Source organism: Streptomyces sp. NPDC001732, from assembly GCF_053596315.1.
The window spans coordinates 24334-35274 of record NZ_JBSFFY010000063.1 but is presented as its reverse complement, the minus strand read 5'-3'; the positions used below and the strand labels follow the sequence as shown (position 1 = coordinate 35274).

Below are 10941 nucleotides of genomic sequence, written 5' to 3'. Positions count from 1 at the left end.
TCCGCATACTGGATGTATTCGGACGTTCCGACAACGCAGCGAGGTGCTGTAGCTGTCGTCGCGCGCCCGCCGGGGATTACGGGACAGCCCTTAGGCCGATGCCCAGGGGACGGGCGGATGAGCAGGTCAGGTGTGTGGTCCAGCGGCCGCCGCGGATCACGACCGGCGGGTGGGGGCCGTGGCTGATCCGGGTCGGCAGCCCCGTCTGGGTGTCGAGGGTGACCAGGACGGCGGTGGCGTACGAGCGGTCGGACTGGTCCAGGAGGGTGCGTTCGATGCCCTCCCCGGTCTCGATCAGCCCGGCGCCGCGCCGGTGGTGGCTGCGGCAGGTGGCCACCGCGAGGTTGGCAGTGAGTCCGGCGGCGGTGCCGTGGCCCTGCCCCGCGAACGGCTGGCGGTCTTCTGCGACGAGCTCCTCGCCGGCCTGGCCCATGGCGGTAACGACGACATCCCCCCTCCTCTCGGTCCGCCTCCCGCCCCGCGACCTGAAACTCCCGGCCGAGGAGCGGCCCTGACGCCGCGGGGCCCGACCGGATCTGATGCGTTCGACAGGGCATGACGATTCGTCGGTGCGCGCTGACGAGCGGACGACGGGGGTCACCTTGCGGGCCTTGAGGGGGCCGGGCCGGCTGCGACGCGGCGGTTGTTGCACCCGCCCCCGATACGCATCTCTCCGTCTACGCGGCGGGGGTGAGTTCGGCGCGGCCGAACAGCAGGGCGTAGCCGGTGGGGAGCTGGCCCAGGATGCGGGTGATGAGGTCGGGGCCGGCGTGGGCGACGACGGCGGAGAAGACGGATCCGGTGTCCCAGCGGGTGGTGGCCAGGGAGGCGCCGGTGCGGGCAGCGAGGTCCTTGACGAAGGCCCAGCCGGTCAGGGGCCGGGTGTCGGGTATCTGCGCGGTGAGGACGCGGGCGGCCTCCAGGGGCAGACAGGCGGCGAGATCGACGCGTTCGTCGCCGGTCAGCTGACGCCCCAGCCCCGCGAGGACCAGGCGGACGGCTTCGTCGGCCCGCTCGCGGGTGGGGTAGGCGCCTTCGTAACGGACCTTCTCCAGCATCTGCTCGTACGCCGTCCCGTACGACTGCTGGTGCTCAAGTGGTACGCGCGCATCGGAGATCACTGCGGTGCATGCCTTTCGTGGAGCCGGGTTGGGTGGGGTGGTGCCGGGGGTGCGGCACCACCCGTCATGGTCAGGTGGGCTGGGGGCGGCCGAAGAGGAGGTCGTAGCCGGCGGGGAGCTGGAGCAGGATCTGCCCCAGCAGGTCGTCGCCGGCCGCGTCGGCGACGGTGGACAGCACGGCACCGACGTCCCAGGCCGCGGTCTGCTCGGTGGCGCCCTCGATCCAGGCGGCGGTCGCCCGGACGAACCGCTCCGGGGAGAGCGGTTCGGCGCCCTGCAGTGGGTTGAGCAGGATCAGGGCGAAGCCCTCCGGCAGGCGCGCCGCGAGATGGGCGCGGACGTCACCGACCAGATGCGCGCCGAGCAGGGCGAGCACCACGCGGGCCGCGCGCTCGGCTTCCTTTGCAGTGCCGTATTCGCCGCGTTCCTTCACGTGATCGAGAAACGCTTCACGTCGCAGAGTCATCTCGGCCGCCACTTCTTCCTCTTCAGGGGTGCCCCTGGGGTGCGGAGGGCGGGGTGAGAGGGGGCTCAGGTGCCCGTCCTCCGCACTCGTCCGGCCGGTGGTCAGCCGGAGATCTCCTTGTGGCCGGAACCGACGCCGATGGAGATCTTGCGGGGCTTGGCGCGCTCGGCGATCGGGATGCGCAGGGTGAGCACGCCCGCGTCGTAATCGGCCTGGATGTGCTCGGTGTCGAGGGTGTCGGCGAGCACGATCTGGCGGGAGAAGACGCCCAGCGGCCGCTCGGACAGCTCCATCTGCACGTCATCGGTCTTCGCCACCGGCCGGCGTTCGGCCTTGACGGTGAGCATGTTCCGCTCGACGTCGATGTCGATCGCGTCGGCGCTGACGCCGGGAAGGTCGAAGGCCACCACGTACTCGTCGCCCTCGCGGTAGGCGTCCATCGGCATCGCCGACGGGCGGGACCAGGTGCCCGGGCCCATCAGCTGCTGCGCCAGCCGGTCCAGCTCACGGAAGGGGTCAGTGCGCATCAACATCGTGAAAACACCTCCAGCAGGTTCAGGCAGTTGCTGCCAATGCGCTTCACTGACACCGTTGTAACATGTCATCCAATGGATGACAAACACGATGTCGTCGACAGGATGACAAACCCAGGGAGACGACCGTGACCGCAGCCGAGCAACCGCCCGCGACCAGCACGAACGCCCACAGCCCGGCGTCGTTCCTCGCCGCCGCGGCGGCCCTCAGCGCCATAGACGACGCGCTACGGGACGCCCAGCAGGGCTCTCCGGACACCCCCGGAGGCCCCGGTCCCGGCCCGGAGCAGGCGCTGGCCTCCCTGATGCTGCTGCGGCAGGTGCGCGAGCGGCTCGCCGGATGGGAGACCGGCCTGATCGAAACCGCCCGCGACGCGGGCGCCAGCTGGGCGGACCTCGCCCATCCCCTCGGCGTCGCCAGCCGCCAGGCAGCCGAACGCCGCTATCTGCGCGGCCGCCCCGGCCCCTCCGGGACCACCGGCGAGCAACGCGTGACGGCCACCCGCCAGGCTCGGGCCGCCGAACGCACCACCGCCACCTGGGCCCGCACCAACGCCGCCGACCTGCGCCGCCTCGCCGGACAGATCACCGCCCTCACCGACCTCCCCGCCGCCGCCCGCCGCCCGCTCGACAGGCTCCACGCAGCCCTCGCCCACGACGACCCCGCCGACCTCATCGCCCCCCTGGCCGCCACCCGCCCCCACCTGGCCGCCGCCCACCCCGACCTCGCCGCCCGGCTCGACACCCTCACACCCCCCTGAACTCACCCGTTGCCCATCGAGGGCCGCCTCGCGCCCAAGGCCCGCCACCACCGCGTCCTCGGCGACATCCACTGACCCCACGCCGACACCGCGGCCGCCATCGCCGCCTTCGAAGCCGGCCGTGCCGAAGCCGAGCAACACGGCTACCTGGCGCGGCCTGGTCCAGGCCCGACAGGAACACCTGCACACCCATAACCGATCCCACGCATGCGGCGGCCCCGACCAGGAAAAACCCGGTCGGGGCCGCCGCACGTACAGGGAAAGGTCCGGGCACGGGGGCCGGGAATGGTTCAGTCGGCGTCCGGGCGCCGGTGCGCCCCCGGTGAGGGCTCCTCCGGTTCCGGCCCGCTGTGCTCCAAGGCGGGGTATGGACGGCTGGAAATCATCGCATTACCGGACCTGCGGAGTGGGGAGGTTCCGACCATCAATAACAGAAGGTGATCGGACAGATACATGAGGAAAGCGGACTTCGAGAATGCCCTGCAGAAGCTTCAGAAGGAGCTGGCCGAACAACTGGAGTCCCGGCTGAAGCCCGTGACGGACGGGCAGGAAGCGATACGCCAGCAGTACCTGAAGATCCTGGAAACCATCCAGGCAGGCACCTCCGGACTGCGTGAGGAGAACCGGGAACTGCGTCGCCGCCAGGAACGGCTGATCTCGGACATCACCGACACCCGGCAAAACGTGGCAACAGTCCGCACCGAGCTCGCCCAGGCATTGCGCGCTGCTCCTCCTCCCGCACCGCCGGAGAACACCGCCGCACCGGACGCCGAGACCCGCCCCCTGCCTGAACCCGCCGAATCCGAAGAGGAGCCCATGAACCACAGCGAGCCCGGCCCGGCCCCCCACGCCTCCGGCATCCGCCCCACCGGGGCCGGCCTCCAGAACGAAAACGGCCAGGACGTGCTGAAGCAGGCGGCGGCGGCCGCGTACCGCGGCACGGCACCCGCCGCGCAGTCCGGGCCGGTGATCCCCCAGCAGGCCCGTCGCCAGGAGCAGGCCGCCGCCGAGGGGCTCGCGCCGGAGGTGCAGCACGGTGTCCGGCTGATGAAGGCGGCCGGTGTTGCCCTGGCGGAGCTCGTGTGCCACCGCGACACGTGGGAGTACCTCACCGGCCTGAGCACCAACCAGACGCACTTCCGTACCCCGCCCAACGTCGACGACATCAAGGACGGGCGGGTACGTGTCGCCTTGTCCGGACGGTCGCTCATCGCGCTCCTGATCGCCCTGTGGGACACCCGGGACAAGGCCGAGTTCCTCACCGCCGACTGGGCCCTGGCAGCCACCGCATACGACCGGTTCGCCAACGAGCTCGACACCGTCGGCAGAGGAACCCAGCACACGGTGCGCATCACGCTCGACGACGGCGCACCTGTCGCGCAGCCCGAACTGGCCGGGGCCGCTACGGAGACGGGCACACCGGACATGTGACGGTGGCGGGGCGGTGGTGCCGACCACCGCCCCGCGGCTTCCCTGCCGGGGCGACTCGATCCGGTGTCGCCTTGTCGGGTCAGCAGTCCATGTACAGGTGCGCGCCGATGTCGCGCAGGGGGGCGCCGGTCGACGACCCGGACATGGGGCCGCCGTCGCGCCGGTGATGGGCCAGGACCTGGCGCACCACCTGCCGGGGCCGCTCCAACCCGTCCGTGCCGTAGTCGCCCAGGAGCTCGTCGACAACATCCCTTCCCTTTTCTCGTTACTTCACAGCGCGGCCGATGAGTTTGTGGCTCCCGGCCGGTCCAAGCTCGTGACCCCCAAGGAAAGGACACCGTCATGTCGGAGCTTCTCGTCGACTTCATCACCTCCCTCGACGGCCACGCATCGGGTGAGGGATGGCCCGGGTTCTGGGGCCTCGAAGGCCCGGAGTACCTCGCATGGCTCGGCGAGCAGCCCGAGGCCACCTACCTGATGGGAGCGAACACCTACCGCCTGATGTCGGGCTTCGCCGCAGGCGAGGTCCCGAGTGGCCAGGACGAGTTCAGGCCCGAGGAGGAGGCGTCCGTCGACGAGCTCACGCAAGCTTCCAAGGTGGTGTTCTCCTCCTCTCTCAAGGAGCCACTGGCATGGGCCAACTCCACGCTCGTCCGCGACGACGCCGTCGAGGCGGTCCGCGCCATGAAGTCGAGCGGCTCGGGGCTCCTCAGCACGATCGGCAGCCTCAGCCTGTGCCGGTCCCTGCTGCGAGCCGGACTCGTCGACCGCTTCCGGGTCGTGATGTTCCCGGTGATCACCGGGGCCACGGGTGAAGAACGCATCTACGACGGCTATCCGGACGTTGCCCTCGAGATGATCGAGCACCGCACCTTCGACGGCCGCATCCAGCTGGTCGAGTACAAGCCCCGCGTGCTCGAGCACCCGCCGCTCGGCGCCTCTGCGTGACGACGCCCCGTCCGCCGGCCCGGACGGCCGCCAGGCCGACGCCGGCGAGCGGCCAACGTCAGGGCGCCCGGCCTGCCTGGCCCCGAGCCGTCGCAGATCAGCCCATGTACACCCTCCCAGGCCGCAGGCTCCGCACCTGCTCACATGTCCGCCTTCGCCCCCCCTACTCCCCAAGTGCGTTTGCCCCAGGGGCGGGTCGCGGATCCTAAGCTTGGCGTTTATCGTCCGCGGTCGAACGTAGCGTCGAACTTGGTGTCGCTTTCGGCTGAGTGCCTGACGCGAGAGCGGCCTTCGCCTGCTCCTGTGCTCCGTCACAGAGGCACTTGACCAGCGCGAAGGCCGGAACAATGAGTCTGCTGCAGCGGGATGCGCTTGCCGAACTGTCGTGCTTCCGAACGGAGTTCTATGCCTGCCTGACCAAGAGATCCGACGCCTTGTTCGAGCTGAGTGACGCCTTGCTGTGCGCGGACGGCCCAGTGAGAACGTTGGTCGAGCTGTCCCTGGCGCCTGAGCATCAGCGTGGGCATGGTGCGCTGTACGGCAGGCATCTGGATGTGGCACGGCTGCGCCGGGCGCTGGCGGGTCTGCCGCTTCCCCGGACGGCGGAGGGGCGGCTGGGCCTGGCGCAGTTCGCCTTCGGCGGGCTGGCCGCCCCGCTCGTCGGACTCGGCGGCGCGGGCACGACCGTCCCGCTCGGCCTGGTCGCGGTCGTCGCAACCGGCCTCGCGACCGTGGTCCACCCCGTGACGATCCGCCGCCGCGCCCAGGCGCCCAGCCGCGAGGTCGCCCGGAACACGCCGTTCGACCGGGCGACGGCAAGCCTCTGACCCGACCGTTCCTCACGGGGCGGGTCCATAGCCGTCCCACTCCCTGAAAGAAGGATCGACGATCATGCAGTACACGCATCTGGGCCGCAGCGGGCTGAAGGTCGGCCGCCTCGCGCTGGGCACCACGAACTTCGGCAACGCGACCGAGGAAGCCGAAAGCTTCAGAATCATGGACGCGGCGGTGGGCGCGGGTATCAACCTGTTCGACACCGCCGATGTCTACGGCGGACCACAGACCCCTGACATGGCACAGGGCTACGGCCTGTCCGAGAAGATCATCGGCCGCTGGCTCGCCCAGGACGGCGGCCGCCGCGACAGGATCGTCCTGGCGACCAAGCTGTACCAGCCGATGGGTCTCGGCCCCAACGACAAGTACCTGTCCGCCTACAAGATCCGGCGGTCGGCGGAGGCCAGGCTGCGCCGGCTCCGGACCGACCACATCGACCTCTACCAGATGCACCACATCGACCGCTCCACCCCCTGGGAGGAGATCTGGCAGGCGATGGAACAGCTCGTCCGCGAGGGCAAAATCACCTACATCGGCAGCAGCAACTTCGCCGGCTGGCAGATCGCCACCGCCCAGAACGCCGCCACCGCCCGCAACTTCATGGGCCTGGTCTCCGAGCAGAGCCTCTACAACCTCACCGCCCGCACCGTCGAACTCGAAGTCGTCCCCGCCCTGCGTCACTACGGCATCGGCCTGATCCCGTGAAGCCCCTGGCCGGCGGCCTGCTCGGCGGCGTCCTCAAGAAGCTCCAGGACGGCCGCGGGACCACCACGCAGATGCAGCAGACCATCGAACGGCACCGGTCCCAACTGGAGGCGTACGAGACCCTGTGCGACGAGCTCGGCGAACAGGCCGCCGACGTCGCCCTGGCCTGGCTCCTGCACAACCCGGTCCTCACCGCCACCATCATCGGCCCCCGCACCATGGAACAGCTCGCCACCAGCCGACGCGCCCTGGACATCACCCTGTCCACCGGAACGCTGAACGGGCTCGACGAGATCTGGCCCGGCCCCGGCGGCGAAGCCCCCGAGGCATACGCCTGGTAACCACGCCCCGGTAATCCACACGCGGCACGGCCACGCCACCCCATCGCCGAGAGGCTCTTGCGAGCCAGGATCCGCCTGTCTCCAGCCCGGCCCGTCCCGTATCAGACGCACTCCCCCAGGAGCCGGCCATGACCACCTTCGCCCTCATCGGCGCCGGCCCCGGCCTGGGCGCTGCCGTCGCCCGCCGCTTCGGCCGCGAAGGCTTCGACATCGCCCTCATCTCCCGCAACCAGGACCACCTCGACGCCCTGGACGCCGAACTGCACCAGGACGGCGTCCACGCCCGCGGCTTCGCCGCCGACGTGGGCGACCACCAGGCCCTGACTGCGGACCTGGACGCCGCGACCGCCCCCCTCGGCCCCATCGAGGTCCTGCAGTACAGCCCGGTCCCGCACAAGGACTTCATGAAGCCCGTCCTCGATACCCGGCCCGAAGACCTGCACGGCCCCCTGACCTTCTCCCTGTTCGGCCCGATGACCGCCGTGGACCAGGCCTTGCCCGGCATGCGCGAACTGGGCCGCGGCACGGTGCTGTTCGTCAACGGCGGCAGCACGGTCCGCCCCCACCCCGAGCGGGCCGGCACCTCGATCGCCTTCGCAGCCGAAAGCGCCTACGCGGCCATGCTGCACGACGTCCTCCTCCCCGAGAACATCCACGTCGCCCAGCTGGTCGTCCCCGGTGCGATCGCCCCCGGCGACGAACACACCGACCCCGCCCTCCTCGCCGACATCCTGTGGACCCTGCACTACCAGCGCGGCGCCTTCCGCCACTACGCCTCGCCCATGGACGCCTGATGCCCCTCAGCCGGCCACGCGCCTACATCCCCTGGGCGACGGCCGCCGCCGTCCTGGCAGCAGGCTGCACCACCGGCTCGGCCCCCGGCGAGTCCATCCCCTCGGTCACCGCCACCACCCCCACCCCGAGGGCCTCTTCAGCTTCCGCGTCCGAAAGCGAGAACGCCGTGAACCTCCACCTGACCACCGAAACCGGCAGCTTCGCAGCCACCTTGAACGACAGCGCCGCCGCCCGTGATCTGGTCACCCTGCTCCCGCTCACGCTGGAGACAGAGGACTTCCACCAGAGCGAACGCATCGCCTACCCGCCCCGCAAACTCGACACCAGCGGCGCACCGAACGCCTCCCACCCCAAGGCCGGCGACCTCGCCTACTACACGCCCTGGGGCAACCTGGCCCTCTTCTACCGAGACGGCCAGCGCTCCCCGAGCCTGGACGTCCTCGGCCAGCTCACCGACCGCAAGGACGCCCAGCAACTCGCCACCGCCGACCGAATCACGATCGAGAACCTGCCCCGAACCGGGTCGGGACCAAGATCCCCGTCCCGGCATGCGAAAGGTGCTTCGCGGGCAAGATGCAGGTCCGCGGCACCCAGATGCCGGCAACGAAGGCTCAGAGCGTTCTGGAGATGGCCAAGCAATAGGCGATCGGATCCGTCACGATGCGGATCGGGGCCCGGACACGAATGCCGTCCGGGCCCCGACGCACGTCTCACCTCGCCCGAAGGACGCCTGGGTCCGAGCCGGTCATCTGCCCCGTCGCAGCCGCGGGTGCACACCGGGCCCGTTTCGTGCCGGGCGTCAACCGGCCGGGGCCGTACCGTAGCCGGCTCGCAGCCTCTGTGACCGGACTTGGACGGTGGCCGTACTCCCTTCGGGCCTGTTCGCAGAAGGCCACCGGCCCACTCCAGCCCGCTCACGGCGGGCGCAGCGGGCCAGGGCCACAGGCTGGGGGTTCTCCATCCGATCGAGTGCGGCCGGCCGCCCTTCTGTTTCGGTGTGTGCGCTCCTGTCCATGATCCGCCTGGCGCCCCGGCGGGCGTCCTGGTTGTCCGGACACAGAAGGAACGGAGCGGTTCATGACTACAGAAGGCGGAGAGCCCATCGCGTCGGTCACCGACGCGACTCTCGCCGACATCGCGGCCAACGGCATCTGGCGCGGCGCGAGCCTCGACATCAACCCGTCGGTGCTCGCGGTGGCCCGGGCCCTGCTCGCGGCCCTGCAGGGCACGGCCCCGGCCGGGGCGCTCCCCGAGGAGCTGCGGGAGCTGGTGGAGCGGGTCCTGCGGGAGGCCGGGGTCAGTTTCCCGCGCATTGCCGTGACGCAGGAGATCGGTCTCTCCGCGTTCGCGATCAAGCAGAAGGCCTCGGAGCCGCGCCCGGTCGTGATCGTGCCCGCCGGGTGGAACCCGTACGGCTGGATGCCGTTCATGGTCGGCTACCTCTCCCTGGCGGCGCGCGGCTATCACGTTCTGGCGTACACGCCCCGCGGGTTCGGCGAGCCGGGCGGGCCGTTCACGTCCGACGGGTTCATCGACGTCGCCGGACCGGAGGACTGGTCGGACGGTTCGGCGGTGATCGACCACGCGGAAGGACTGTTCGCGCCGAGCAGGGTCGGGTTCATGGGCCTGTCCTACGGCTCCGGGATCAGCCAGCTGGTCGCCGCGCACGACGAGAAGAACCGGGTCGCCGCAGTGGCCGCCCTGAGCACGTGGGGCAACCTGGCCACCAGCCTCTACGACAACGGCACCCGGCACGAGAAGGCCGTGGAGCTGCTGATCGGCTTCACCGGAGCCGAGAAGGGCAAGGAGAAGGAGAAGTTCGACGAGGCGACGTGGCGCATCCTCCAGAACTTCCAGGACGGGCAGGACATGGAGGAGGTGGTGGAGTGGGGCACCGTGCGGTCCCCGGAGACCTACGTGGACATCACCAACGCCCGGTCCATCCCGACCTTCTACTCGAACACCTGGCACGAGAGCCTGTTCCCCGCCGGTGAGGCGATCGCGACCTTCGAGAAGCTCACCGTTCCCAAGCACCTGAACCTGTGGATCGGCGACCACGGCGCCCCGGAAGGCGTCGGCATCACCGGCATGCCGAGCGGCACCCCGTTCTGGAGCTACCTGACACCGATGACGGAGACCTACGCCTGGCTCGACCACCACCTGCTCGGGAAGAGCAATGAGGTGCCCGACTGGCCGGTGGTCAACAGCCAGGTGATGTTCACCTACAAGACCAAACCGACCGGCATCGGCGGCGACCGGATCGTCGAGGCAGCGCGGCGCGAACCGCTCCGTTCCTGGTCCGAGGCCACCACCGGCACCGAGACCTGGTACCTGAGCGGCACCAACGGGGACGGCGGGGCCACCCTGTCCGACAAGCCGTCCGCGGGCTGGAGCCGGGCCTTCACCGCCGGGCACGAGACCACCGCCACCGCCATGGACGACATCATGGAGACCGGACAGAAGGAGTGGTTCGGCAACCCCAAGACCTACGACCCGGCCGGCTTCAAGCCGGACCAGCTCCTGGTCTGGTCCACCGAGGAACTGACGGGCGGACGCCGCATCCGCGGCGCCGCCAGGCTCCGGCTCACCGTCCGCATCGAGGAAGGCGACGCCGCGACCCTGGTCGCCTGCCTCTTCGACGTGGGCCCGGACGGCACCGCCCGGATCATCACCCACGAGCCCTTCACCACCACGGACCTGGACACCGGCACGGACCGGACCGTCGACTGGACCCTCCAGCCCGCCGCCTACGACCTCGCCGACGGCCACCGCCTCACCCTGGTCGTCAACAGCCGGGACCGCCTCTACTCCTTCACCGGCACGAAGAACGCCACCACCACCATCACCTCCCCGACCGGCCAGGAAGCCGTCCTGGAACTGCCGCTCGGCTGACCGGCACCCCGGACCCGACCGGGCGGGCACTCGTAGACCGAACCCGCCCGGTGGGTCATGCCCCACGACAGCTTCAGGCACTTCAGCAGCGCGGAGGCCACCCCCCAGCCACGG

At 70.4% G+C, this 10941-nt stretch carries 11 protein-coding genes and 2 pseudogenes; 8 read left to right on the top strand and 5 right to left on the bottom strand.

The genetic code is table 11. From position 1 onward, the window contains the following. Window positions 1–76 precede the first annotated feature (76 nt). The 4 genes from ACWCXX_RS33965 to ACWCXX_RS33950 form a co-directional block, all read right to left on the bottom strand. On the bottom strand, window positions 77–433 hold the full coding sequence (locus ACWCXX_RS33965) for a SpoIIE family protein phosphatase (protein ID WP_451134042.1): 357 nt from the start codon (window positions 431–433) through the stop codon (window positions 77–79). A gap of 244 nt (window positions 434–677) precedes the next feature. Then, window positions 678–1121, bottom strand: a complete 444-nt coding sequence (locus tag ACWCXX_RS33960; RefSeq protein WP_451134040.1) for a DUF2267 domain-containing protein — start codon at window positions 1119–1121, stop codon at window positions 678–680. Between the two features lie 70 nt (window positions 1122–1191). After that, window positions 1192–1587: a DUF2267 domain-containing protein gene (locus ACWCXX_RS33955; protein ID WP_451134038.1), complete on the bottom strand. Its 396-nt coding sequence runs from the start codon at window positions 1585–1587 to the stop codon at window positions 1192–1194. A gap of 101 nt (window positions 1588–1688) precedes the next feature. Next, window positions 1689–2120 carry an Hsp20/alpha crystallin family protein gene (locus tag ACWCXX_RS33950; RefSeq protein WP_451134036.1) on the bottom strand — a complete coding sequence of 144 codons (432 nt, stop codon included), beginning with the start codon at window positions 2118–2120 and terminating at the stop codon, window positions 1689–1691. A 128-nt stretch (window positions 2121–2248) separates the two neighbouring features. Here ACWCXX_RS33950 and ACWCXX_RS33945 point away from each other — a divergent pair, with 128 nt between their 5' ends. The 6 genes and pseudogenes from ACWCXX_RS33945 (at window position 2249) to ACWCXX_RS33920 (ending at window position 7934) form a co-directional block, all read left to right on the top strand. Further along, window positions 2249–2881, top strand: a complete 633-nt coding sequence (locus ACWCXX_RS33945; RefSeq protein WP_451134034.1) for a type III effector protein — start codon at window positions 2249–2251, stop codon at window positions 2879–2881. Window positions 2882–3334: 453 nt separating this feature from the next. Further along, window positions 3335–4312: a hypothetical protein gene (locus ACWCXX_RS33940; RefSeq protein ID WP_451134032.1), complete on the top strand. Its 978-nt coding sequence runs from the start codon at window positions 3335–3337 to the stop codon at window positions 4310–4312. 342 nt (window positions 4313–4654) lie between these two features. Beyond that, window positions 4655–5260: a dihydrofolate reductase family protein gene (locus ACWCXX_RS33935; RefSeq protein ID WP_451134030.1), complete on the top strand. Its 606-nt coding sequence runs from the start codon at window positions 4655–4657 to the stop codon at window positions 5258–5260. 347 nt (window positions 5261–5607) lie between these two features. Next, window positions 5608–5886, top strand: a pseudogene (locus ACWCXX_RS33930) (transposase); the annotation flags it as partial. A 265-nt stretch (window positions 5887–6151) separates the two neighbouring features. Then, window positions 6152–7140 (top strand): annotated as a pseudogene (locus tag ACWCXX_RS33925) (aldo/keto reductase). 128 nt (window positions 7141–7268) lie between these two features. Then, window positions 7269–7934 (top strand): SDR family NAD(P)-dependent oxidoreductase, encoded by a 666-nt coding sequence (locus tag ACWCXX_RS33920; protein WP_451134028.1) that lies wholly within the window; start codon window positions 7269–7271, stop codon window positions 7932–7934. 22 nt (window positions 7935–7956) lie between these two features. On the opposite strand, the gene ACWCXX_RS33915 is transcribed toward ACWCXX_RS33920, so the two are convergent. Beyond that, a complete protein-coding gene (locus tag ACWCXX_RS33915; protein ID WP_451134050.1) occupies window positions 7957–8181 on the bottom strand; it encodes a hypothetical protein in 225 nt (74 codons plus the stop codon). On the opposite strand from ACWCXX_RS33915, the gene ACWCXX_RS33910 reads away from it, so the two are divergent. Together ACWCXX_RS33910 and ACWCXX_RS33905 are read left to right on the top strand one after the other, a co-directional pair. Continuing rightward, complete coding sequence (locus ACWCXX_RS33910) at window positions 8102–8779, top strand: cyclophilin-like fold protein (protein ID WP_451134046.1); 678 nt, start codon at window positions 8102–8104, stop codon at window positions 8777–8779. The genes ACWCXX_RS33915 and ACWCXX_RS33910 overlap by 80 nt on opposite strands. Before the next feature lie 233 nt (window positions 8780–9012). Beyond that, a complete protein-coding gene (locus tag ACWCXX_RS33905) occupies window positions 9013–10827 on the top strand; it encodes a CocE/NonD family hydrolase (RefSeq protein ID WP_451134026.1) in 1815 nt (604 codons plus the stop codon). Window positions 10828–10941: the final 114 nt, after the last annotated feature.

Bases quoted from the DNA above. Each gene is read 5' to 3' on its own strand.
- ACWCXX_RS33965 (WP_451134042.1), bottom strand. From the start codon at position 433: ATGGGCCAGGCCGGCGAGGAGCTCGTCGCAGAAGACCGCCAGCCGTTC.
- ACWCXX_RS33955 (WP_451134038.1), bottom strand. From the start codon at position 1,587: ATGACTCTGCGACGTGAAGCGTTTCTCGATCACGTGAAGGAACGCGGC.
- ACWCXX_RS33950 (WP_451134036.1), bottom strand. From the start codon at position 2,120: ATGTTGATGCGCACTGACCCCTTCCGTGAGCTGGACCGGCTGGCGCAG.
- ACWCXX_RS33940 (WP_451134032.1), top strand. From the start codon at position 3,335: ATGAGGAAAGCGGACTTCGAGAATGCCCTGCAGAAGCTTCAGAAGGAG.
- ACWCXX_RS33935 (WP_451134030.1), top strand. From the start codon at position 4,655: ATGTCGGAGCTTCTCGTCGACTTCATCACCTCCCTCGACGGCCACGCA.
- ACWCXX_RS33920 (WP_451134028.1), top strand. From the start codon at position 7,269: ATGACCACCTTCGCCCTCATCGGCGCCGGCCCCGGCCTGGGCGCTGCC.
- ACWCXX_RS33905 (WP_451134026.1), top strand. From the start codon at position 9,013: ATGACTACAGAAGGCGGAGAGCCCATCGCGTCGGTCACCGACGCGACT.